General features: G+C 67.2%; 23 protein-coding genes and 1 pseudogene. 15 read left to right on the top strand and 9 right to left on the bottom strand.

The genetic code is table 11. The annotated features are described in order from the left end of the window. Window positions 1–31: 31 nt before the first annotated feature. Complete coding sequence (greA, locus tag AWC06_RS00930) at window positions 32–523, bottom strand: transcription elongation factor GreA (protein WP_085193489.1); 492 nt, start codon at window positions 521–523, stop codon at window positions 32–34. Window positions 524–780: 257 nt separating this feature from the next. Beyond that, window positions 781–1,215, bottom strand: coding sequence for a DUF4307 domain-containing protein (locus tag AWC06_RS00935; protein WP_085193491.1), 435 nt, complete (start codon window positions 1,213–1,215; stop codon window positions 781–783). Between the two features lie 65 nt (window positions 1,216–1,280). Between AWC06_RS00935 and mca the strand changes: the two genes are divergently transcribed. Genes mca through AWC06_RS00955 form a run of 4 tightly spaced genes read left to right on the top strand, consistent with a single transcriptional unit; the run spans window position 1,281 to window position 4,794 of the window. Beyond that, a complete protein-coding gene (gene mca / locus AWC06_RS00940; RefSeq protein ID WP_085193493.1) occupies window positions 1,281–2,153 on the top strand; it encodes a mycothiol conjugate amidase Mca in 873 nt (290 codons plus the stop codon). Next, complete coding sequence (locus AWC06_RS00945) at window positions 2,150–2,434, top strand: hypothetical protein (protein WP_085193495.1); 285 nt, start codon at window positions 2,150–2,152, stop codon at window positions 2,432–2,434. The genes mca and AWC06_RS00945 overlap by 4 nt, the downstream gene beginning before the upstream one ends. Next, window positions 2,418–4,412, top strand: a complete 1,995-nt coding sequence (locus AWC06_RS00950; protein ID WP_085193497.1) for a thioredoxin domain-containing protein — start codon at window positions 2,418–2,420, stop codon at window positions 4,410–4,412. The genes AWC06_RS00945 and AWC06_RS00950 overlap by 17 nt, the downstream gene beginning before the upstream one ends. Before the next feature lie 10 nt (window positions 4,413–4,422). Then, a complete protein-coding gene (locus tag AWC06_RS00955; protein ID WP_085193499.1) occupies window positions 4,423–4,794 on the top strand; it encodes a nuclear transport factor 2 family protein in 372 nt (123 codons plus the stop codon). Window positions 4,795–4,804: 10 nt separating this feature from the next. Here the strand turns inward: AWC06_RS00955 and trhA are convergent, their stop codons facing one another. Then, entirely contained in the window at window positions 4,805–5,545 is a 741-nt protein-coding gene (trhA, locus tag AWC06_RS00960; RefSeq protein WP_085193501.1) for a PAQR family membrane homeostasis protein TrhA, read from the bottom strand. 64 nt (window positions 5,546–5,609) lie between these two features. On the opposite strand from trhA, the gene AWC06_RS00965 reads away from it, so the two are divergent. The 3 genes from AWC06_RS00965 to AWC06_RS00975 all read left to right on the top strand — a co-directional run bounded on the left by AWC06_RS00965 (window position 5,610) and on the right by AWC06_RS00975 (window position 8,342). Further along, window positions 5,610–6,398: a (2Z,6E)-farnesyl diphosphate synthase gene (locus tag AWC06_RS00965; RefSeq protein ID WP_085193503.1), complete on the top strand. Its 789-nt coding sequence runs from the start codon at window positions 5,610–5,612 to the stop codon at window positions 6,396–6,398. Between the two features lie 31 nt (window positions 6,399–6,429). Beyond that, window positions 6,430–7,782, top strand: a complete 1,353-nt coding sequence (locus AWC06_RS00970) for a hypothetical protein (protein ID WP_085193505.1) — start codon at window positions 6,430–6,432, stop codon at window positions 7,780–7,782. 140 nt (window positions 7,783–7,922) lie between these two features. Then, window positions 7,923–8,342, top strand: coding sequence for a hypothetical protein (locus tag AWC06_RS00975; RefSeq protein ID WP_085193507.1), 420 nt, complete (start codon window positions 7,923–7,925; stop codon window positions 8,340–8,342). Window positions 8,343–8,490: 148 nt separating this feature from the next. Here the strand turns inward: AWC06_RS00975 and coaA are convergent, their stop codons facing one another. Beyond that, entirely contained in the window at window positions 8,491–9,429 is a 939-nt protein-coding gene (gene coaA, locus AWC06_RS00980; protein ID WP_085193509.1) for a type I pantothenate kinase, read from the bottom strand. A gap of 67 nt (window positions 9,430–9,496) precedes the next feature. Between coaA and AWC06_RS00985 the strand changes: the two genes are divergently transcribed. The 6 genes from AWC06_RS00985 (at window position 9,497) to AWC06_RS01010 (ending at window position 16,819) form a co-directional block, all read left to right on the top strand. Beyond that, window positions 9,497–10,708, top strand: a complete 1,212-nt coding sequence (locus AWC06_RS00985; protein WP_085193511.1) for a DUF885 domain-containing protein — start codon at window positions 9,497–9,499, stop codon at window positions 10,706–10,708. Window positions 10,709–10,712: 4 nt separating this feature from the next. After that, window positions 10,713–12,152, top strand: a complete 1,440-nt coding sequence (locus AWC06_RS00990) for a glycine hydroxymethyltransferase (RefSeq protein ID WP_085193513.1) — start codon at window positions 10,713–10,715, stop codon at window positions 12,150–12,152. A 91-nt stretch (window positions 12,153–12,243) separates the two neighbouring features. Further along, entirely contained in the window at window positions 12,244–13,524 is a 1,281-nt protein-coding gene (gene glyA / locus AWC06_RS00995; protein WP_085193940.1) for a serine hydroxymethyltransferase, read from the top strand. 52 nt (window positions 13,525–13,576) lie between these two features. Next, window positions 13,577–14,404, top strand: coding sequence for an acyl-ACP desaturase (locus AWC06_RS01000; protein ID WP_085193515.1), 828 nt, complete (start codon window positions 13,577–13,579; stop codon window positions 14,402–14,404). A 191-nt stretch (window positions 14,405–14,595) separates the two neighbouring features. Continuing rightward, window positions 14,596–15,903, top strand: a complete 1,308-nt coding sequence (phoH2, locus tag AWC06_RS01005; RefSeq protein WP_085193517.1) for an RNA 5'-3' helicase PhoH2 — start codon at window positions 14,596–14,598, stop codon at window positions 15,901–15,903. A 31-nt stretch (window positions 15,904–15,934) separates the two neighbouring features. Continuing rightward, window positions 15,935–16,819, top strand: a complete 885-nt coding sequence (locus AWC06_RS01010) for a polysaccharide deacetylase family protein (protein WP_085193518.1) — start codon at window positions 15,935–15,937, stop codon at window positions 16,817–16,819. Window positions 16,820–16,832: 13 nt separating this feature from the next. On the opposite strand, the gene AWC06_RS01015 is transcribed toward AWC06_RS01010, so the two are convergent. From AWC06_RS01015 to glpX, 4 genes are read right to left on the bottom strand one after another with little or no spacing between them, the layout of a single operon-like run. Beyond that, entirely contained in the window at window positions 16,833–17,804 is a 972-nt protein-coding gene (locus AWC06_RS01015) for a hypothetical protein (protein WP_085193520.1), read from the bottom strand. A 19-nt stretch (window positions 17,805–17,823) separates the two neighbouring features. After that, window positions 17,824–18,300 carry an ester cyclase gene (locus tag AWC06_RS01020; protein WP_085193522.1) on the bottom strand — a complete coding sequence of 159 codons (477 nt, stop codon included), beginning with the start codon at window positions 18,298–18,300 and terminating at the stop codon, window positions 17,824–17,826. Then, window positions 18,297–19,703, bottom strand: a complete 1,407-nt coding sequence (locus AWC06_RS01025; protein ID WP_085193524.1) for a class II fumarate hydratase — start codon at window positions 19,701–19,703, stop codon at window positions 18,297–18,299. The genes AWC06_RS01020 and AWC06_RS01025 overlap by 4 nt, the downstream gene beginning before the upstream one ends. Window positions 19,704–19,729: 26 nt before the next feature. Beyond that, window positions 19,730–20,758, bottom strand: coding sequence for a class II fructose-bisphosphatase (glpX, locus tag AWC06_RS01030; RefSeq protein ID WP_169715266.1), 1,029 nt, complete (start codon window positions 20,756–20,758; stop codon window positions 19,730–19,732). Window positions 20,759–20,813: 55 nt separating this feature from the next. Here glpX and AWC06_RS01035 point away from each other — a divergent pair, with 55 nt between their 5' ends. Together AWC06_RS01035 and AWC06_RS01040 are read left to right on the top strand one after the other, a co-directional pair. Next, window positions 20,814–21,458 (top strand): DUF4245 domain-containing protein, encoded by a 645-nt coding sequence (locus AWC06_RS01035; RefSeq protein ID WP_227370944.1) that lies wholly within the window; start codon window positions 20,814–20,816, stop codon window positions 21,456–21,458. Next, on the top strand, window positions 21,459–22,256 hold the full coding sequence (locus AWC06_RS01040) for a dienelactone hydrolase family protein (protein WP_085193528.1): 798 nt from the start codon (window positions 21,459–21,461) through the stop codon (window positions 22,254–22,256). Here the strand turns inward: AWC06_RS01040 and AWC06_RS01045 are convergent. Further along, window positions 22,237–23,336, bottom strand: a pseudogene (locus AWC06_RS01045) (AI-2E family transporter). The gene AWC06_RS01040 and the pseudogene AWC06_RS01045 overlap by 20 nt on opposite strands. Window positions 23,337–23,349: the final 13 nt, after the last annotated feature.

Here is a 23,349-nt window from a genome sequence, read left to right on the forward strand (position 1 = left end):
ATCCCGCCCGGTTCCCCGACCCGTGCCGTGCTCAGGAGTGGTATGGCTCCGCGCTGACCAACGTCACTTCGATGGTGTTGCCGTTGGGCACGGTATAGCTGCGGGTCTCGCCGACCTTGGCGTCGATCAGGGCCCTGCCCAGCGGTGAGTTCGGCGAGTACACCTCGAGCTTGCCGACGTTGACACCCTCTTGGCGGGTGGCGATCAGGAAGGTCTCGGTGTCGGTCTTGTCGCCGTTGTAGTAGACCTTCACCACCGAACCGGGCAGCGCCACACCGGACTGCTTGGGAGCTTCGACCTTCGCGTTGGACAGCAGGTCCTGCAGCTGGCGGATGCGGGCCTCCTGCTGGCCCTGCTCTTCGCGCGCGGCATGGTATCCGCCGTTCTCGCTGAGATCACCCTCCTCACGCCGGTCGTTGATTTCCGCGGCGATGACGGGACGGTTCGCGATCAACTGGTCGAGCTCGGCCTTGAGTTGGTCATGTGACTCCTGGGTCAACCAGGTCACCTGAGTGTCCGTCATCTCGTCGTGCTCCTTGTTGTCGGTTTCGCGGCATGCGCCTCGGCGTTTTCGCTGTCTTGCTGCCGGGCGGTTCCACCGCGTGTACTGCCGACCCCAGTAGTCGGGCGGAACCCCTGAGCGGCGCGTATGGCCGCTAATGCAGCAATACACGGTCCCAGCAGGAACCGTGCATCCAAATAGGATACCACCGTCCGCGCAGGCGCCGAACTCATTTTCGCAGCTGGGCGTTAATTACAGGCTGCGCAAACCCTATGCGGTCAGGGCGCGCGCAGGTAACCGGGCACGTCGGTGCCGCAGCCGTAAACATCTCCCAGCACCGCCGGTTTCGAGGATTTCACGATCGTCGTCACCTGGACGGTCGCCTGTGACGCAGGGGGAACCAGCACCTCGCGTCGACCGGTTTCGCTGCCGTCTTTCGAGCGGACGCGCACGATGCAGTCGACCGGACGCGACGGGTCCGACCGGGTCACGCTGATCGTCACCGACACCGTATGGTCGTCGATCAGCCGATAGCCGGCCAGCTTGCCCTCGACGTCGCTGCTGCCCAGCCGCCGGTATCCGATGACGGCGACCACGACGCCGACGGCGACGACCAGGACCGCCAACGCGATCGCCACTCGACGCCGCGTCGCCCGCGACAGCCGGGGCCGCCCGTAGCGGGTCGGCGGGGGCCGGATGGACCCTTCGGTCATGGAACTATTAGAACTGGAACTATCGGGCCACACGCCCGGTCGACAAGCACACGGACAGGGAGCAGGTGAGCGAACTGCGGTTGATGGCGGTGCACGCCCATCCCGACGACGAGTCCAGCAAGGGCGCTGCCACCCTCGCCCGTTACGCCGACGAGGGCCACCGCGTGCTGGTGGTCACGCTGACCGGTGGCGAACGCGGCGAGATTCTCAACCCCGCGATGGACTTGCCGGAAGTGCACGGGCGCATCGCAGACATCCGCCGCGACGAGATGGCGAAGGCGGCCAAGATCCTCGGGGTTGAGCACACCTGGTTGGGCTTCGTCGACTCCGGCCTGCCCAAGGGCGATCTGCCACCGCCGCTGCCGGATGGCTGCTTCGCACTGGTGCCGCTGGAGGTGTCCGCCGAGGCGCTGGTGCGGGTGGTGCGCGAGTTCCGGCCGCATGTGATGACCACCTACGACGAGCACGGCGGCTATCCGCATCCCGATCATGTTCGCTGCCACCAGGTTTCGGTGGCGGCCTACGAAGCGGCCGCGGACTATTGCCGCTTTCCCGACGCGGGTGAGCCGTGGGCGGTGTCAAAGCTGTACTACATGCACGGCTTTCTGCGCCGGCGGATGCAGGTGCTGCAGGACGAGTTCGCCAGGCACGGTCAGCAAGGGCCGTTCGAGAAATGGTTGCAGTTATGGGACCCCAAACATGACGTGTTCCCGCACCGGGTGACCACCCGGGTGGAGTGCTCGGCGTATTTCAGCCGGCGCGACGACGCGCTGCGCGCGCACGCCACCCAGATCGACCCCAACGCCGAATTCTTCGCCGCACCGATCGAATGGCAGCAGCGGCTGTGGCCGACCGAGGAGTACGAGCTGGCCCGCTCACGCGTCCCGGTGAGTCTTCCGGAGACCGACCTGTTCGCCGGAATCGAGCCTGCCCAATGAGTCAGATGGTTCTGAACATCGCAATCGCCGTTCTGGCCGACGACGCTCCGCGCAACACCGGGCCCGACTTCGGCAAGGCCAGCCCGTTCGGGCTGCTGGTCATCGTGCTGCTGATGCTCGGCACGTTCCTGCTGGTGCGGTCGATGAATCGGCAGCTGAAAAAGGTCCCCGAGTCCTTCGACCCTGACCACCCGGAGCCCGACCAGGCCGCCGACGAGGGCACGGTCGGCCCCGATCTCCCCACGGGCCGCGACGGATCACCGCGTGAGCCCGGGGACTAACACGCTCGCCGGGGCCGCCAGCCCCTACCTTCGCCAGCATGCCGACAACCCGGTGCACTGGCAGCAATGGACGCCGCAGGCGCTGGCCGAGGCCGCCGAGCGCGACGTGCCGATCCTGCTTTCCGTCGGCTACGCCGCATGCCACTGGTGTCACGTCATGGCCCACGAGTCCTTCGAGGACGACGAGGTGGCCGCCGCAATGAACGCCGGGTTCGTCTGCGTCAAGGTGGACCGCGAGGAACGGCCCGACATCGACGCGGTCTACATGAACGCCACCGTCGCGCTCACCGGGCAGGGTGGCTGGCCCATGACCTGCTTCCTGACGCCCGACGGACGTCCCTTCTTCTGCGGTACCTATTACCCCAAAGCCGCATTCCTGCAGCTGCTTTCGGCCGTCGTCGATACCTGGCGGAATCGTCGCGACGAGGTTGAGCAGGCCTCCGAGCGTATCGCCGCCGAACTGCAGTCGATCGCTGGGGCACTCCCAGGGGGCGGCCCGGAGATCGCGCCGACCCTTTGTGATCACGCCGTCGCCGCCGTGCTGCGTGACGAGGACACGGCGCGCGGCGGTTTCGGCGGCGCACCGAAATTCCCGCCCTCGGCGCTGCTGGAAGCCCTGCTGCGGCATGCTGAGCGGACGGGGTCAACGCAGGCGCTGGACGCGGTTCGTCGTTGCGGAACCGCGATGGCCCGCGGCGGAATCTATGACCAGCTGGCCGGCGGCTTCGCGCGCTACAGCGTCGACAACGCTTGGGTGGTTCCGCATTTCGAGAAGATGCTCTACGACAACGCGTTGCTGCTGCGGGTCTATGCGCACTGGGCGCGACGGACCGGGGACGGGTTGGCGAGGCGGGTCGCCGGACAGACCGCGCGGTTCATGCTCGACGAGCTGGGCGAGGCCGATATGTTCACCTCGTCGCTGGACGCCGACGCGGCCGGCCTGGAGGGCTCGACATATGTGTGGACGCCGCTTCAGCTGACCGAGGTGCTGGGCGTCGACGACGGACGTTGGGCCGCTTCGGTTTTCGGAGTGACGGAGGCGGGCACGTTCGAAGCCGGCGCATCGGTGCTCCAGTTGCGAACCGATCCCGACGACCCGGACCGCTTCGAGCGGGTCCGCACCGCGCTGCTGGCGGCCCGGCTCACCCGGCCACAGCCGGGCCGCGACGACAAGGTCGTCACCGCCTGGAACGGGCTGGCCATCACCGCGCTGGCCGAGGCCAGTGTGGCGTTAGCGGCGCCGGAGTTGGCCGATGCCGCGGCCAGATGCGCGACGGCGCTGATAAACCTGCACCTGGTGGACGGCCGGCTGCGGCGGGCCAGCCTGGGCGGACGGGTCGGCGACAGCGCCGCGATCCTGGAGGACCACGCGATGCTGGCCACCGGCCTGCTGATGCTCTACCAGCTGACCGCCGACGACGCCTGGCTGACGACGGCAACCCGCCTGCTCGACATCGCGCTCGCGCGCTTCGCTGATCCCGACCGCCCCGGCCGCTGGTTCGACACCGCCGATGACGCCGAGCAGCTGATGTTGCGGCCGGCCGACCCGCTGGACGGTGCGACGCCGTCCGGGGCGTCCTCGATCGCCGAGGCGCTGCTGATCGCCGCCCACCTTGCCGCTGGAGACCGGGCCGACCGGTATCGGCAGGCAGCTGCTGAGGCGCTGCAGGCGCACTCCCCGTTGCTGGCCGGCGCGCCGCGCTCGGCCGGGCATTGGCTGGCGGTCGCCGAAACCGCGGTGCGCGGGCCGCTGCAGATCGCCGTGGCCTGCGACACGCCGGGTTCGTCGCTGCTGGCCCAGGCGCGCCGGCTCGCACCCGGCGGCGCGATCGTGGTCGGCGGCGAAGCGGGCTCATCCGAGCTGCTGGTCGGCCGCGACCGGGTGGCCGGCGCCGACGCGGCCTACGTGTGCCGCGGGCGAGTGTGCGACATGCCCGTCACCACCACCGAGGATCTGGCGGCCGCGCTGGCGCGGTAGCCTGCGTGCCATGCCGAGCGCCGAAGACATCGCCCACACCGTCAACCGCTACATCGGACTGCTTGCCAAGGGCAGCGCGGACGATCTCGTCGAGTTGTACGCCGACGACGCCACCGTCGAGGATCCGGTCGGCGGCGAGGTGCACATCGGGCAGCAAGCCATCCGCGGTTTCTACTCCGCTATCGAAGGCGCGGAGCGAGAATGCGAGCTGGTCTCGCTGCGAATCGCCGGCAACGAGGCTGCCTTCCAGTTCCGGCTGACCGTCAAGGCCGGCGACGGCGGACTGGTGATCGAGCCCATCGACGTGATGGCGTTCAACGACGACGGCAAGGTCGCCGCGATGAAGGCCTACTGGGCAGCGGATAACGTCACCCAGCTGTAGCGGGTTCCGGCTACGCCGGGTGGCCGACGTAGAACACCGCGAGCCACATGGCGATGTAGTGCAGAATCGCCGCGATCGCGGTGAACGCGTGGAAGAACTCGTGGTACCCGAACGTCCTAGGCCACGGGTCGGGCCAGCGCAGCCCGTAGAGCAGGCCGCCGAGACTGTAAAGCGCGCCGCCGACGGCCAGCAGCACCATCGCCGCCACGCCGGCGACGTGGATGATCGTCGGCGCATACCAGACGGCCACCCAGCCCAGCAGCAGATACAGCGGCACGCCCACCCAACGTGGCGCCGTGGGCCAGCACACTTTCAGCAAAATCCCAGCCAGCGCCCCGCCCCACACGATCCAGAGCACCAGCTTTCCGGTGTTGTGCGGCATGGCCAGCCGCGCGAACGGCGTATAGCTGCCCGCGATGAACACGAAGATCATCGAATGGTCGAGCCGCTTCATTCGCGTGCGGGCGATCACCGACTTCCAGTGCACCCGGTGATAGGTAGCGCTGACGGCGAACATCGCCACCGTGGCCGCCGCATAGATCAGCGTCGCGTGGCCCGCACGCGGCGAATGCACCGCCCACGACACCGACACCAGAGTCGTGCCACAGACGATCGCCAGCCACGCAGAGTAGAAGTGGATCCACCCGCGCATACGCGGCTTGGTCAGGACCTCGGTGGCGCTTTCGACGACATCCTCGGTGAAGTCCTCGACCGCGGCGATCGGCCCGGAGTGTTCGGTCTGCTGGCTCATGTCCCTTCCCGGGTTGCGGCTGGGTTGCCGGTAACTACTGCGTTCCACAGTAATCTGGATCCCTGTGGAGATCATTCCGCCGCGCCTCAAGGAACCGCTGTATCGGATCTACGAGTTACGGCTGCGGCAGGGCCTGGCAGCATCCAAATCGGCGCTGCCCCGCCACATCGCGGTGCTGTGCGACGGCAACCGGCGCTGGGCACGCAGCGCTGGTTACGAGGACGTCAGTTACGGCTACCGGATGGGCGCGGCCAAGATCGCGGAGATGCTGCGGTGGTGCCAAGAGGCCGGTATCGAGATGGCCACCGTCTATCTGCTGTCCACCGAGAACCTGCGACGCGACCCCGACGAACTGGCTGCGCTCATCGAAATCATCACCGACGTCGTCGAAGAGATCTGCGCGCCGGCCAACCGCTGGAGCGTGCGCACTGTCGGCGATCTCGAGCTGATCGGGGAGGAACCCGCGCGCCGACTGCGTGACGCCGTAGAGGGAACCCCGCCCGACGCCGGCTTTCACGTCAACGTCGCGGTCGCCTATGGCGGCCGCCAGGAGATCGCCGACGCCGTTCGCGCGCTGTTGAGCAAGGAACTCGCCAACGGCGCCACCGCGGAGGAGCTCGTCGACGCGGTCACCGTCGACGCCATCTCCGAGAACCTGTACACCTCCGGGCAGCCCGACCCCGACCTGGTCATCCGGACGTCGGGCGAGCAGCGACTGTCCGGTTTCCTGTTGTGGCAGAGCGCCTACTCGGAGATGTGGTTCACCGAAGCGCACTGGCCCGCTTTCCGCCGGGTGGACTTCCTGCGCGCGTTGCGCGATTACAGCTTGCGCCACCGCCGTTACGGCATGTAAATCGGCTCACGGCGCATGTCACACTTGAGACATGGCTGCGCTGTCGGCGGTGGTGTTCGCACTGAGCTGGTGGCTGGGGGCGTATCTGCTGGCCCGCGACCCACGCAAGCCCGCGCTTGTGCTGGCCTCCGTCGGGCTGTGTGGCTTCGCGGCCGTGGTTGCGCTGGACGCGGTGCGGCTCGTTGCGCACAGTGGCCTGCTCAGCCAGATCGAGATCTACCTGGCGGCCGTCCCCGGTGTGGCGTGGTTCGCGGTGCTGCTCGAGCTCGCCCGGCCGTGCGACAGCTGGCGGGCCCGCACCGGTGAGCTGCTGCTGGTGGGCGCCGTCGCGGCGCTGACCCTGATCGGCGCGACGATGGCCGGCAGCGTCGACGGCCCGCTGCGGTTGGGCCATTGGGTGATGTTCGCGGTGATATCGCTTTCCACCCTCGGCGCCATGGCCAAGGCCCTGACCCGGCCCGCCCAGCCGATCCCGGTGGCCGGCCTTGTCGTGGTGGCGACGTTGTTCTTCGCGCTGAGCAACGCGATCCTGATCATTCCGCTGGGTCTGGTGCCCAGCTGGCTGGCGTTGGCGTCGACGGGATGCGACGTGCTGGCGCTCGGTATTGCGGTGGCCCTTTGGGATGCGTTCGACGAGGGTCAGGCGCTGCGCGCCGACATGCTGCGGTCGTTTTGGGGCGGCGTCGCGGTGGCGGTGCTGTTCGGCGGACAGGTGCTGGTCGGCATCGCGTTGACAGGCCCGCAGACCGCGCTGATGGTGCTGCTGTTCACCAGCTTGGCGATCGCGATCGACGTGCAGGTGCTTGCCGACCCGTTGGCCGGCATGCTGGACCGGATGGCGTTCTTCCGTTCGCCGGCATTGCGCGCCGATCGGGCGACGTTGCGGCGCACCGAATCCGCGCTGCCGCTGCGATCGGCCGATCCGCTCGACGACGTCGACGACGACACATTCGCTCGGCTCACCCGCCGCGCGCTCGGCCACTACGGCGACCTCTCCAAGTTGGTGGCCAGCCCTCTGACCGCGCTGCCGGAGATCGACGAGCGGCTGGCCGCCCGCGGCGCGCCCGACCAGCCGCTGGAGCGGGCCATCGAACTCAAGGCTGTGCTGGCCGACCGCATCGCGGCACTCAAGCCGCGCGACGGCGGCGACTTCGGCACCACCGAGGAGTGGCGCCACTACAACTCGCTCTATTTCCCCTACGTCGTCGGAGTGCGCGCCTACGCGCAGAACGCCACCGCTTCGGGCCTGGACCCAACAGCCCGACGGGCCTGGCAGTGGTTGGTCACCGAGGTGCCGCAGCGTTCGCTGCACAACTGGCAGAACGCGGCCGCCCGGTTGATCGCCGCCGACCTGCGCGGACGCGTCACGGTACCCAGCAATTGAACCGACGCGGGAATAGCCGCGTATTACACACAAGTTGACCTGCGCATGGCAGTGCTTGGCAGTGTCATGTGTCGATCTGGCAATTACCAGACCGCAGGCTCAATGGTGTCCACCCGAACCGCATCCCCTAGGAGTTCGACATGACCGCTGTTTATGGTCTGCCAACCCGGCCCTTGTACGACTCGACCGATTCGTTGCTGCGCTTCGCCATGCGCGCCGACGCCACCCTTACGGGGCTGGCGGGCCTGATCGTCGCGGCGGCGGCGGACCAGATCTCGTCGCTGACCGGGCTGAGCTCGGCCGCCGAATACGGCTTGGGCGCGTTCTTTGTGCTCTACGGGTTGGTGGTGTTCACCCTCGCGGCAGTACCCGACCTGCGTCGGGCCGGGATCGGCGTCGTCATCGCCAACGTCGTCTACACCGTGGCGGCGATCGCCGTCGTGGCCGCCGGTGCGCTGCCGCTGACTGTGGTGGGTGTCATCGCCACACTGGCCAGCGGTGTCTACACCGCCCTCTTCGCCTACCTGCAATACCTCGGAGTGCGCCGACTGCCGGCGTGACTCCCTTCCCGCCGGTGCGGGGCGCTGCCGTCAGAGGTTGCGGTGGGTGGCCCCGCATCGGCTCGTTGCCCTTTCGCCCAACGTCGAGTTGTTGTTGAAATTTCGCGATTTTCGCCCAACAACTCGACGTTCGCGCCGGGGGGAGGGGTTAGAGCTTGCGCAGCCGCAGCCGGTTGATCGAGTGGTCGGCGTCCTTGCGCAGCACCAGGGTGGCCCGCGGGCGGGTGGGCAGGATGTTCTCGATCAGGTTCGGGCGGTTGATCGAGCGCCAGATGTCGCGGGCCGCGATGATCGCCTGCTGGTCGTTGAGCCCGGCGTAGTGGTGGAAGTGCGACGCCGGGTTGGCGAACGCAGTTGAGCGCATGGCCAAAAACCGCGACACATACCACTGCTCGATGTCTTCGACGCGGGCGTCCACGTACAGCGAGAAGTCGAACAGGTCCGACACCATCAGGGTGGGCCCGGTCTGCAGCACGTTGAGGCCCTCGAGGATCAGGATGTCGGGGTGGCGGACCACGTGCTTGGCGCCGGGCACCCGGTCGTAGTGCAGGTGTGAGTACACCGGCGCGCACGCGTACTCCGAACCCGACTTCACCGAGGTGACGAATCTCATCAGCGCGCGGCGGTCATAGCTTTCCGGAAACCCCTTGCGGTGCATGAGGTTTCGTCGCTCCAGCTCAGCATTCGGGTAGAGGAAACCGTCGGTGGTCACCAGGTCCACCCGCGGATGATGGTCCCAGCGGGCCAGCAGCGCCTGCAGCACACGGGCCGTGGTCGACTTACCGACCGCCACGCTGCCGGCCACCCCGATGATGAACGGCACGGGCCGGTCCGGGTTTTGTTGTGGTTCGCCGAGGAATTCGGCGGTGGCGGCGAACAGCCTCTGCCGGGCGGCGACCTGAAGATGCAGCAGACGGGCGAGCGGCAGATACACCTCTTCGACTTCGCGCAGGTCGATCTGCTCGCCGAGACCCCGTAACCCGACGACTTCTTCCTCGGTCAGCGGTAGCGGCGTCGACATGCGCAGCGCACGCCACTGACTTCGGTCGAACTCCACATAGGGGCTCGGCTCGCTCAGCCGCGGCATGACTGTCAGTCTTGCAGCCGCGGCCATACGGGCCTCGGCTGGGGCGACCCCGATAGCGTTAGCCGGTATGGAGCCTGCAGCGCTGATCCGCGAGTACCTGATGCTGGGTTTGCGCTTCGACCGGATCGAGTCCGGCTACGTCGACGCGTTCACCGGCGACCCCGCGCTGCGCCAGACCGTGTCGGCCGAGCCTGCGCCCGACCCGTCGGCGCTGGTCCGCCAGGCCGAGCGGCTGACCGCCGCGCTTCCGGATGTGCCGCGCCACAACGGATTCGACGACGCGCGTGCCGATTACCTGCATGCACACCTGCGGGCGCTGGCGTGCGCCGGACGGAAGTTCGCCGGCGAGAACATCGGCTTCGTCCAGGAGGTGCGCGACTACTTCGACGTGGACATCGCCAAGGGAGATGTGGAGACCTACCGGCAGGCTCACGCCCGGCTCGACGAGGTGCTGGGCGGCACGGGCCCACTGGCCGAGCGGATGATCTCCCACCGCGCCGCCGAGGAGATCCCGCCTCAGCGGCTGGCCGAATGCATCCACGCGTTCTCTAGCGCGCTGCGGGATCGGGTTCGCGCCGAATATCCACTGCCGGACACCGAAACCATCGATTACCAGGTGGTGACCGACAAGCCATGGTCGGGATTCAACTACTACCTGGGCGACTACCGCTCGACGGTGGCCGTCAACGCCGACGTCAAACAGCTGATGTCCAACCTGCCGCGGCTGGTCGCCCACGAGTCCTATCCCGGACACCACACCGAGCACTGCCGCAAGGAAGCCGGGCTGGTCCGCGGCCGCGGCCAGGACGAGCAAACCATCTTTTTGGTCAACACCCCTCAGTGCCTGATCGCCGAGGGACTGGCCGACCTGGCACTGCACGTCGCGATCGGCCCGGGCTGGGGGCGTTGGGCCGCCGACATCTACGCCGACCTGGGATTGCGTTTCGACGGCGACCGGGCCGAGGCGATCTCGGAGGCGACGGCGGCGCTGGCCGGCGTCCGCCAGGACGCGGCGCTGATGCTGCACGACGAACACCGCGACGCCGACGAGGTGGCCGATTTCCTGCGACGCTGGCTGCTGGTCACCGACGAGCGGGCCCACCAGATGCTGCGGTTCCTGTCCTCGCCGTTATGGCGCGCCTACACCAGCACCTACGTCGAGGGTTACCGGCTGTTGTGGCGCTGGCTGGATGAGCGTCCCGGCGGCATGAGCCTCATCCAGCGGTTCGGCCGGCTGCTGGACGAGCCGCTGATCCCGTCAGCGCTACGCATAGGCTGAACCCATGGCTGCCGATTACCCCGATACCGCGAGCGGCGCCTACCGCGCGGTACTGCAGGTCATCGAGTCCGTCGAACCGCGCATCGCCGCTGCTACGCGCAAAGAGCTTGCCGACCAACGTGATTCGCTCAAGCTGATCGCCAGCGAGAACTACGCCTCGCTTGCGGTTCTGCTCACGATGGGCAGTTGGCTGTCGGACAAGTACGCCGAGGGCACCATCGGGCACCGCTTCTACGCCGGCTGCCAAAACGTCGACACCGTCGAGGCCGTGGCCGCCGAGCACGCCCGCGAGCTGTTCGGCGCGCCCTACGCCTATGTCCAGCCGCACTCGGGTATCGACGCCAATCTCGTTGCCTACTGGGCCATTCTGGCCACCCGGGTGGAGGCGCCCGGCCTGGCCGACGCGGGCGTCAAGCACGTCAACGACCTCTCCGAAGCGGACTGGGAAGCGCTGCGGCACAAGCTGGGCAATCAGCGGCTGCTGGGCATGTCGCTGGATGCCGGGGGCCATCTCACGCACGGCTTTCGGCCCAATATCTCCGGCAAGATGTTCCATCAACGCAGCTACGGCACCGACCCGCAAACCGGGTTGCTGGATTACGACGCGCTCGCCGCGGCGGCCCGGGAATTCAAGCCGCTGATCATCGTCGCCGGATACTCGGCCTACCCGCGGCGAATCAACTTCGCCGCGATGCGCGAGATCGCCGACGACGTGGGCGCCACCCTGATGGTCGACATGGCGCACTTCGCCGGGCTGGTTGCGGGCAAGGTGTTCACCGGAGACGAGGACCCGGTGCCGCACGCCCACGTCACCACCACCACAACGCACAAGTCGCTGCGCGGTCCGCGCGGTGGGCTGATCCTGGCCCAGCCGGAGTACGCCGATGCCGTCGACAAGGGCTGCCCGATGGTGCTGGGCGGCCCGCTGGCGCATGTCATGGCCGCCAAGGCGGTTGCCTTGGCCGAGGCTCGGCAGCCGGCGTTCCAGACCTATGCAAAGCGGATCGCCGACAACGCCAAGGCGCTGGCCGAGGGCTTCCTCAGCCGGGGAGCGCGGCTGGTCACCGGTGGCACCGACAACCACATCGTGCTGCTCGACGTCACGTCGTTCGGGCTGACCGGGCGTCAGGCTGAATCGGCACTGCTGGACGCCGGCGTCGTCACCAACCGCAACTCGATCCCGGCCGACCCGAACGGCGCCTGGTACACCAGCGGCATCCGGTTCGGCACTCCGGCGCTGACGTCGCGCGGCTTCGGCGCCGCCGACTTCGACCGGGTCGCCGAACTCGTGGTCGACGTGCTGAAGAACACCCAACCTGCTGCGGGAGCGCGCGGCACGTCCAAGGCGAAGTACACCTTGGCCGACGGCACCGCGCAGCGGGTGCGCGACGCGGCCGCCGAGCTGCTGGCCGCCAACCCGCTCTACCCGGGGCTGACGCTATAGCGGGCCGGACGTGGCCCACACTTCGTCGGCGCCGCATGCCAGACTGGCCGTCGTGACCGCCTCACCCGATACCCGCACCGCCGCGTCTGTGCTGTCCGCCCCGCTCGCGGAGGTCGATCCCGACATCGCCGAGCTGCTCGACAAGGAGTTGGGGCGCCAGCGCGACACGCTGGAGATGATCGCGTCGGAGAACTTCGTGCCGCGCTCGGTGCTGCAGACCCAGGGCAGCGTACTGACCAACAAGTACGCGGAGGGGTTGCCCGGGCGCCGCTACTACGGCGGTTGCGAGCACGTCGACGTCGTCGAGAACATCGCGCGCGACCGCGCGAAAGCATTGTTCGGGGCGGAGTTCGCCAACGTCCAGCCGCATTCGGGCGCGCAGGCCAACGCCGCGGTGCTGGCTGCGTTGATGTCGCCGGGGGAGCGGCTGCTCGGCCTGGACCTGGCCAACGGCGGCCATCTGACCCACGGCATGCGGCTCAACTTCTCCGGAAAGCTCTACGACGTCGGTTTCTACGGCGTCGACCCCACCACGCACCTGATCGACATGGACGCCGTGCGCGCCAGTGCGCTGGAATTTCGCCCGAAGGTGATCATCGCCGGCTGGTCGGCTTATCCCCGGATTCTGGACTTCGCGGCGTTCCGGGCGATCGCCGACGAGGTCGATGCCAAGCTCTGGGTGGACATGGCGCACTTCGCAGGGATGGTCGCGGTGGGCCTGCACCCGTCGCCGGTGCCGCACGCCGATGTGGTGTCCACCACCGTGCACAAGACGCTTGGCGGCGCGCGCTCCGGCATGATCCTGGGCAGGCAGGAATACGCCAAGGCGATCAACTCCGCGGTGTTCCCGGGCCAGCAGGGCGGGCCGCTGATGCACGTCATCGCCGGCAAGGCGGTCGCACTCAAGATCGCCACCACGCCAGAGTTCGCCGACCGTCAGCAACGCACCCTCTCCGGGGCACGGATCATCGCCGAACGGCTGCTGGCCGCCGACGTGGCCAAGGCCGGCGTGTCGGTGGTCAGCGGCGGCACCGACGTCCACCTGGTGCTCGTCGACCTGCGTAACTCGCCGCTGGACGGCAAGGCGGCGGAGGATCTGCTGCACCAGATCGGCATCACCGTCAACCGCAACGCCGTCCCCAACGACCCGCGCCCCCCGATGGTGACCTCGGGTCTGCGGGTGGGCACGCCGGCACTGGCCACCCGTGGCTTCGGGGACGCGGAGTTCAGCGACGTCGCCGACATCATCGGCACCGCGCTGGCGGCAGGGGGTTCGGCCGACATCCCCGCGCTACGCGCGCGGGTCACCCGTCTGACCAGGGAGTTTCCGCTTTACGAGGGCCTGGAAGACTGGACTTTGGTCGATCGCTGACGCGCCGTCGCCCAATTTCACGAAACCTGTTACGCAAGTTACAGTTACTTTTATGGCAATCAAACCTGTCGCTAACGCATTGACCCAGGAGCTCGAGCCGGTCGTCGAAGCGAACATGGACCGCCACCTCAACACCGAGGACCTCTGGTTCGCTCACGATTACGTGCCGTTCGACCGGGGCGAGAACTTCGCCTTCCTCGGCGGACGCGATTGGGACCCGTCCCAGGCCACGTTGCCCCGGGTTTTCACCGACGCCTGCGAGATTCTGCTGCTGGTCAAGGACAACCTGTCCGGTCATCACCGCGAGTTCGTCGAGCACTTCATCCTCGAGGAGTGGTGGGGGCGCTGGATCGGCCGGTGGACCGCCGAGGAGCACCTGCACGCCATCGCGCTGCGGGAGTACCTCGTGGTGACCCGGGAGGTGGATCCGACCGCGAACGAAGAGGCCCGAGTCGAGTATGTGATGAAGGGCTACCGGGCCGACCACTACAGCCAGATCGAAACCTTGGTGTACATGGCGTTCACCGAGCGCACGCACGCCGTTTTCTGTCGCAACCTGGCCGCGCAGCTCGAGGAGCCCATCTTGGCCGGTCTCATCGATCGGATCGCCAGAGACGAGACGCGCCACGAGCTGTTCTTCTCGAACCTCGTCGAGCACTGCCTTGGCTACGCGCGTGACGAGACGATCGCGGCGATCGCCGCCCGCGCCGCCGAGCTCCATGTCGTCGGAGCCGACATCGACGCGTACCAAGACAAGGTGCAGAACGTCGCCGAGGCAGGCATTTTCGGCCCGGAGCAACTGCGCCAAGCGATCTCCGAGCGCATCACCGAATGGGGATTGGCCGAGCAGCCCGAACTGAAGCAGTTCGTCATCGGCTAGCCGGCTCGTCACGGCGCGCCTGCACGGTTGACCCGCGCGGGCGAGGGTAGCGTCATATCCGATGGCTAGCGACATGCTCTGCTGTCTAGACGGCACCTCTTGTCACGACTACGTCGGGACCGGCCCCGGTCCTGGTGCCGCCGCCCCGCCGAATCACCTGCGCGGGGCCGCGCGGGCTCGAGGAGCGCTCCGTGACTGATATCCGGACGTATGTGCTCGACACCTCCGTGTTGTTGTCGGATCCGTGGGCCTGCACCCGATTCGCCGAGCACGATGTGGTGGTTCCCCTGGTCGTGATCAGCGAACTCGAAGCCAAGCGCTATCACCACGAGCTGGGCTGGTTCGCTCGTCAGGCATTGCGGTTGTTCGACGACCTTCGGCTGGAGCACGGACGGCTTGACTTGCCTATTCCGGTTGGGACGCAGGGCGGTACGCTGCATGTCGAACTGAACCACAGTGATCCGGCCGTGTTGCCGGCAGGGTTTCGAACGGACACCAACGACTCTCGGATTCTCAGTTGCGCCGCCAACCTCGCCGCGGAAGGCAAGCGAGTCACGTTGGTGAGCAAGGATATTCCATTGCGAGTCAAGGCCGGTGCGGTCGGCCTGGCCGCCGACGAGTATCACGCACAAGACGTCATCATCTCCGGTTGGACCGGGATGGCCGAGATCGAAGCCGCGGCCGAGGACATCGATGCGCTGTTCGCCGAGGGCGAGGTCGACTTGGCGGCGGCCCGAGACCTGCCCTGCCACACCGGGATCCGGCTGCTCGGCGGCAGCTCGCATGCGCTCGGGCGCGTCAACGCGCACAAGCGCGTCCAACTGGTACGCGGTGACCGCGAGGCATTCGGGCTGCGCGGCCGCTCCGCCGAGCAGCGGGTGGCGCTGGACCTACTGCTCGACGAATCGGTGGGCATCGTGTCGCTGGGCGGCAAAGCTGGCACCGGCAAGTCGGCGTTGGCATTGTGCGCGGGGCTGGAAGCCGTGCTGGAGCGGCAGACCCACCGCAAGGTGGTGGTCTTCCGGCCGCTGTATGCGGTCGGCGGCCAGGAGCTGGGCTACCTGCCCGGCAGCGAGAGCGACAAGATGGGCCCGTGGGCGCAGGCGGTATTCGACACCCTGGAAGGCCTGGCCAGCCCGGCGGTGCTTGACGAAGTGCTTGCGCGCGGCATGCTCGAGGTGCTGCCGCTGACCCATATCCGGGGCCGCTCATTGCACGACTCGTTCGTCATCGTCGACGAGGCGCAGTCGCTGGAACGCAACGTGCTACTGACCGTGCTGTCGCGGCTCGGTGCGGGCTCGCGGGTGGTGTTGACCCACGACGTCGCTCAGCGTGACAACCTGCGCGTCGGCCGCCACGACGGGGTCGCGGCGGTGATCGAGAAGCTCAAGGGGCACCCGCTTTTCGCACACATCACGCTCCTGCGCAGCGAACGCTCGCCGATCGCCGCGCTGGTCACCGAGATGTTGGAGGAGATCAGCCGGGCACCGCTGCCCTAGTGTTCGTCCCCCGCTTCGGTAGGCTTCGGGCGTGCCGAGACGACCGGACACCCAGGTGCTGCGGTACTGGCGCACGGTTGCCGGTGTCGTGGCCGGCGCCGCCGTCGTCGCGATCGGCGCATTCACCGGGCACGTCAGGCTCGCCGAAGCTGACGACGTCGTCGACTGCTCGAAAGTCAAGTGCGTGGCGTTGACGTTTGACGACGGGCCCACCCCGTTCACCGACCGACTGCTGGGCATCCTGAACGACAACAACGCCAAGGCGACGTTCTTCGAGATCGGCAACAAGGTCGCCGCCAACCCGGCCGGCGCCAAGCGGGTCGTCGACGCCGGCATGGAGATCGGCAACCATACCTGGGAACACCCGAACATGACGACGCTCCCACCGGCCGATGTTCCCGGCCAGTTGTCCAAGGCCAACGACGCGATCGCCGCCGCCACCGGCGTGCGGCCGAAACTGTGGCGGCCTCCCGGCGGCCTGACCGACGCGGCGGTGAACCAGCAAGCCGCAAACGCCGGTCTGGCCGGAATCCTTTGGGACGTCATCCCGTACGACTGGATCAACGACTCGAACACGGCAGCCAGCAGATACCTGCTCATGACGCAGATCAAGCCGGGTTCGGTGGTGTTGCTTCACGACACCTACTCCAGCACAGTCGATCTGGTCTACCAGTTCATTCCCGTGCTCAAGGCCAACAACTATCACCTGGTGACCGTCAGCCAGTTGCTCGGGCCGCGAGCGCCCGGCAGTGTCTACGGCAGCCGTGACAACGGGCCTGCGGCCAACGCCCTGCGAGACGTTCCCCCGTCTGATATCCCGTCGCTGCCCAACACACCGTCACCCAGGCCGATGCCCAACTTCCCGATCACCGACATCCCGGGCCAGAACTCAGGCGGATCCAACAACGGCGCCTGACCGCCGAGCGACCTCAAGTCGTGGTGATCTTCAGCGCCCCAATCACTTTGTCGATGGTGGCCCGGGCATCCGCGTCGCCAATCGGCGATGCGCCCAGGAAGAACGTGACGGGCTTGGTCTTGACCGCGATGATCGTGACGGAGTCGCCTTTCACGTTGCGTGAGGTATCGCCGATCGTCACGTCGGCGTCCACCCGGGCGGCTTCGATGCCGTCGACAGTTGTCGACGACGTATGCGTCGGGCCCAGCGTGGGCGAGACGTCTGCGTAACCGGGACCGTTGGACACACAGGTCATCAACTTCGATGCTTGATCGGCGACGTTCATGCTGGTGACGAAGTTGGTAATCGCGACCTCTGCCTGCATGACCCACTGTTGGGCATCGGGCACCTCTTTGGCCACGCCCACCGCGTCGATGGCGTTCGGGAGCGAGTTGTCGGCGAACGGCGTCCATCCGGGGGCCGCGCTGATCGGGAACGACAGCGCGCCCGCGCTGACATCGTTGCCGCTGGGCTCCTCACCCGCGGACACATTGGGTGTGCAGTCGGTCGCGGTCTGTTTGGAATTGCTCGGCGCCGACGTCGGAGCGCTTGTCGTCGCCGACGGCGCGGACTTGGTCGGCTTGTTTTCCTTGCCGACGTTGACCACCAGGATCACCGCCAGTGCGATGACGGCCAGCACCGCGATGCCCGCGACAATCAACCAGGGCAGTTTCGAACGTGGCCCCTGCGGCGGTGGCCCTCCGGGATAGGGTCCGGGCGCCCAGCCGGGCGGAAACTGCTGGCCGGGTTGGGGATACTGCGGAGGCGGATAGGGATACGGGCCACCGGGCGGATAAGGGTACTGCCCACCCGGCGGCGGACCGCTCTGCTGCGGACCGCCCTGCTGCGGACCGCCCTGCTGCGGGCCGCCCCAATATGGGCCTTGCCCATACGGATTCGTACCGGAGGGATCCTGACCGTAGGGTCCGCCGGGAGGAGTCGTCATTGCTGAATCACACTCACTTTCATCGGCCACCTTCCTGACCGGGTAGCTCACCCGCCGCGGCGAAGGCCATCAGCTCGCTGCGGCCGATCTGGCTGATCAGACTGGCGGAGTCGAAGTAGATGCGCTCGTTGATGATTCGATCGCCGTCGAAGAAGAACACCGCGATGATTGGGACCCGGAACGCCTTGCCGGTGGGCGGCAGGCCATAGAACTCACCGAGATTGGTGCCCAGCAAGTCGAATTCGGTGATGATCGCGTCGTCGGCGACGTGGTAGCGCACGTTGTCGTGGCGCTGGTCGGGGAAGGCGGTGCGCGTGGTCCGGTAGTAGCCCATCACCTCGTCGTCACCGTCGAAGACCTGCCCGGTGGCCATGATCTCGTAATGCGGGTGCCCGTTGAATGTCGCCAGTGTCCGGTCGAATTCCTTGGTCACTTCGGTGTTCATGTGCTCTTCGATGGTCGCCAGGCGGCGTCGCCGAAGCTCGTCGCTGATCATGTCGGCTCGTCGGTCACTTTGGTCATGGCCAGGACGTCCAGCCGGCGGTCGAGTTCCTCTTCGGACAGCTTGTCGCCGATCAGCCCGCGATCGATCACGGCCTGGCGGATGGTCTTGCGCTCCTTGAGCGCTTCCTTGGCCACCGCGGCGGCTTCTTCGTAGCCGATCGCCGAGTTCAGCGGCGTCACGATCGACGGCGACGACTCGGCCAGCTCCCGCAGATGCTCCACGTTGGCGGTCAGGCCGCTGATGCACCGCTCGGCGAACAGCTTCGACACATTGGTCAGCAACTTGAACGACTCGAGCATGTTGCGCGCCATCATCGGGATGTAGACGTTGAGCTCGAAGGCCCCGTTCGCGCCGCCCCAGGCGATCGCGGCGTCGTTGCCGACCACCTGGGCTGCGACCTGGGTAACCGCCTCCACCAGAACAGGATTCACCTTGCCCGGCATGATCGAGCTGCCCGGTTGCAGATCCGGCAGCTGAATCTCAGCCAACCCGGTCAGCGGGCCGGATCCCATCAAGCGGACGTCGTTGCCGATCTTGGTCAGCGACACCGCAATCGTGCGCAACGCGCCGGACGCTTCGACCAGCCCGTCGCGGGCGGCCTGGGCCTCGAAAGAGTTGACGGCCGGACGTAATTCGGTCAGCCCGGTCTCGGCCACCAGCACCTCGACCACCTTGGCGCCGAAGCCATCGGGGGCGTTGAGGCCGGTGCCCACCGCGGTCCCGCCGATCGCCAACTCACCCAGCCGGGGAAGGCACGCGCGCACCCTTTCAATGCCGGCCTCGACCTGCCGGGCGTATCCGGAGAACTCCTGACCGAGCGTCACCGGAACGGCGTCCATCAAATGCGTGCGGCCCGATTTCACCACAGTGCGCCACTCGCGAGCCTTGGCCGCCAGTGCGTCGTGCAACACCTGCAGCGCTGGAATCAGATGGCGCACAGCGGCTTCGGTGGCCGCGATGTGGGTGGCGGTCGGGAAGGTGTCGTTGGACGACTGCGACCTGTTGACGTCGTCGTTGGGGTGCACGGTGACCCCGTTGGCCGCCGCGATTGACGCGATCACCTCGTTGGTGTTCATGTTGGAACTGGTGCCCGAGCCGGTCTGGAACACGTCGATGGGGAACTGGTCGTCATGCTGGCCGTCGGCGATCTCGTTGGCGGCGGCGATGATCGCGTCGGCCTTCTCCGGACTCAATAGCCCGAGGTCCTTGTTCACTTGGGCGCACGCGCCCTTCAGCAGACCCAACGCGCGGATCTGGGCGCGCTCCAGCCCTCGCCCGGAGATCGGAAAGTTCTCCACTGCGCGCTGAGTCTGGGCTCGCCACAACGCTTTCGCCGGCACCCGGACTTCGCCCATGGTGTCGTGCTCGATGCGGTATTCGGCGCTGTCGGCCATAAGGTGTGGTCCTCGCTAATGTCGGTTTACGGCAGTGGATATTGCGCGTTGGAATCGCCGGTGAAGTCGATGGCGGAGTATTCGTTCAGCTTCGACAGCCGGTGATAGGCCTCGATCATGCGCACCGTGCCGGACTTCGAGCGCATCACGATGGACTGGGTGGTGCAGCCGCCGGGGTAGTAGCGCACGCCCTTGAGCAGGTCGCCGTCGGTGACCCCGGTGGCGCAGAAGAAGACGTTCTCCCCGGACACCAGATCCTCGGTGGTCAAAACCTGGTCGAGGTCGTAGCCGGCGTCGCGCGCCTTCTCTCGCTCGGCGTCGTCCTTGGGCGCCAGCTGCGCCTGGATCGCGCCGCCCATGCAGCGGATCGCCGCCGCGGCGATGATGCCCTCCGGGGTGCCGCCGACACCGGCAAGCATGTCGGTGCCGGAGTGTGGTCGGCACGCGGAGATCGCGCCGGCCACGTCACCGTCGGTGATCAGCCGGATACGCGCGCCGGTGGCACGAACGTCGTCGATCAGCTCCGCGTGCCGCGGCCGCTCCAGAATGCACACCGTCATGTCGCGCACCGAGAGGTCCTTGGCCTTGGCGACCGCACGGATGTTGTCGGCGATCGGCGCGGTGATGTCCAGCACATGCGCGGCCTCGGGGCCCACCGCGATCTTGTTCATGTAGAACACCGCCGACGGGTCGAACATCGCGCCACGGTCGGCCACTGCCAACACCGAAATGGCGTTGGGCATGCCCTTGCTCATCAGCGTGGTGCCGTCGATCGGGTCGACGGCGAAGTCGCAGTCCGGACCGTCGCCGTTGCCGACCTCCTCGCCGTTGTACAGCATCGGCGCGTGGTCTTTCTCACCCTCGCCGATGACGACCACGCCCCGCATCGATACCGAGTTCACGAGTTCGCGCATCGCGTCGACGGCGGCCCCGTCGCCGCCCTCCTTGTCGCCGCGGCCCACCCAGCGGCCCGCCGCCATCGCCCCGGCCTCGGTTACCCGCACCAGTTCCAGAGCGAGGTTGCGATCCGGGGCTTCACGACGAGACGCGCTCATGGTTGCTGATTGTCCCAGAAGCGGGTCGGCGCTCGGGAGCTGGGATACTCGTGATGTGACCAGCCAGCCGCAGCCGACGGCCAAACCGGCCAAGCCCCGGCTGCTGCAGGACGGTCGGGACATGTTCTGGTCGATCGTGCCGCTGGTGGTCGCCTGCATCGTGCTGGCAGGCATGGTCGGGATGTGCACGTTTGCCCCCGGCGGGACCAACCGCGGAACGGTGCCGTCCTACGACGCGGCCGGCGCCTTGCGGGCCGACGCGCAGACGCTGGGATTCCCGGTCCGGTTGCCTCGGCTGCCCGCGGGCTGGCAGCCCAACTCGGGCAGCCGCGGCGATATCGAAAGCGGTCGGACCGATCCGTCGACCGGTCAGCGGCTGCGGGCGGTGACGTCCACGGTCGGATACATCAGCCCCACGGGGATGTATCTGAGCCTGACGCAAAGCGACGCCGACGAGGACAAGCTGGTGGGTTCGATCCACCCGTCGGCGTACCCGACGGACACAGTCGACGTCGACGGCACCCGGTGGATCGTCTACCAGAGCGAGAGTAGCGCCGAGCCGATGTGGACCACCCGGCTGGACAGTCCGGCCGGTCCCGCGCAGATCGCGATAGCCGGTGCCGGCAGCGTCGACCAATTCCGTATCCTGGCCGCGGCCACCCAGTCGCAACCCCCGTTGCCGTCGAAGAAGGGACCCTAGATGACAGCACCCGAGGCCGATCTGACCGGCTGGTCAGCCGCTCCGTTCACAGCCGGGGGGTACACACACGACGTCTACCGCAAGGGCAAGGGGCCCGGCGTCGTGCTGATACCCGAGATACCGGGCATCCATCCCGGAGTGCTGGCCTTGGGAAATCACCTGGTGGACAACGGCTTCACGGTCGCGATCCCGTCGTTGTTCGGCGAGCCTGGTCGGCCGATCTCGCCAGGCTATGTGCTGCCCACCATTGCACGCGCTTGTGTGGCAAGGGAATTCGCAGCATTCGCGACGGACAAGCAGCGGCCGGTGTCGGTCTTCTTGCGCGCCTTGGCCCGCGACCTCAAGGCGTCGGCCGGCGGAAAGGGCGTCGGGGTGATCGGCCAGTGCTTTACCGGTGGCTTCGCGCTGGCCGCCGCGGTCGACGACAGCGTGCTCGCGCCGGTGCTGAGCCAGCCGTCGCTGCCGTTGCCGTTGACGCCGAAGCAGCGGCGTGACGCCGGGGTGTCCCGGGTGGAGCTCGACGTGTTCGCCGACCGCGCCGCGAACGATGGCTTGTGCGCGATGGGACTGCGGTTCAGCGAGGACAAGATGTCACCGGGCGAGCGGTTCAAGACGCTCAAAGAACGACTCGGTGACGCGTTCGAGGTGATCGAAATCCCTTCCGGCGCAGGCAATGAGCACGGCTTCAGCAAGGCTGCGCATTCGGTGCTCACCGACGAGGTCCGTGAACTGGAAGGCCATCCGGCCTATGAGGCCCGCAAACGGGTGGTCGAGTTTCTCACTCAGCGGCTGTCGTAGCCGATTCGTCGCCCTGGACGAGCTCGGCGCCCCTGTATACCGCGAGGTAGACCTCGATGGTGGTGACCACGACGATCATCAGCACCGGGCCGATAACGATGCCCCATGGGCCGAACATCGCGATGCCCGCGAACACCGCAAGCAGCATCAGCGCGGGGTTGAGCCGGGCATCGCGCGGCACCAGTATCGGCCGCAGAAAGTTGTCGAGGTTGGTCACCACGATGAGATGCCAGAGCACGACGAACACGCCACCGGCGCTGTTGCCGAAGAACACCATCCCGATGCCGACGGAATCGTGACGATGCCCCCACCGAGCGGAATGATCGATAGCGCGGTCAACAGGATCGCGAAAATAAAGAAGCCGTGGTGAAATCCGGCGATGTAGATCGACGCAGCGCCCGCCACGCCTTGGCACGCCGCGATGACGAACTGGCCACTCACGGTGCCGCGCACCATCGAGCCCATCTTCTGCAGGTACAAGTCGGTGACTTCTTCGCCGAGCGGATTGAGACGCCGGATCAAGTCGAGCAGTTTCTCGCGATGGGTGAGCAGCGCGACGAACACGTACAAGAAGATGATCGCGGAAGTGACGGCGCCGAACAGGCTTCCGGCGGCGTGTTGCAGGAACTGCAGCAACCACTCGCCCATCTTCTGCGCAACGGTCACCATCGCTTTTCGCAGCGACTCGGCGGTGAGGGTGGTGTGCACGAACGGCACCTGCGCGAGCAGATCGTTGGCGACGTGCAAAGCCTTTTCGCCGAGCTTGCTCAGATCGGTCCGCTTCACCCAGTCGGCGACCTGGGCGACCATGCGCGAGATCTGCACGATTGCCAACAGCACCAACAGGCCAACGGGCACGATGACGGCGATCAGTGCCGACAGCAGCGTGCAGGTGGCCGCCAAGCCGGTGGACAGCCGCCGATCGAACCACTTGAAAAGTGGGGTGAACAAGTACGCGCCGACGGCGGCAACGACGACGAGGACGAAATAGGTCCGCAGGAAGTACGCCGCGAAGAGCAGGGCGATGACGGTGAAGATTGCCAGCGCGCGTTTTTGGGTGAGCGTGAATTCGGTGTACATCGCCGCCCTCCGC

It is taken from the genome of Mycobacterium fragae (assembly GCF_002102185.1).
GTDB classification, from domain to species: Bacteria; Actinomycetota; Actinomycetes; order Mycobacteriales; family Mycobacteriaceae; genus Mycobacterium; species Mycobacterium fragae.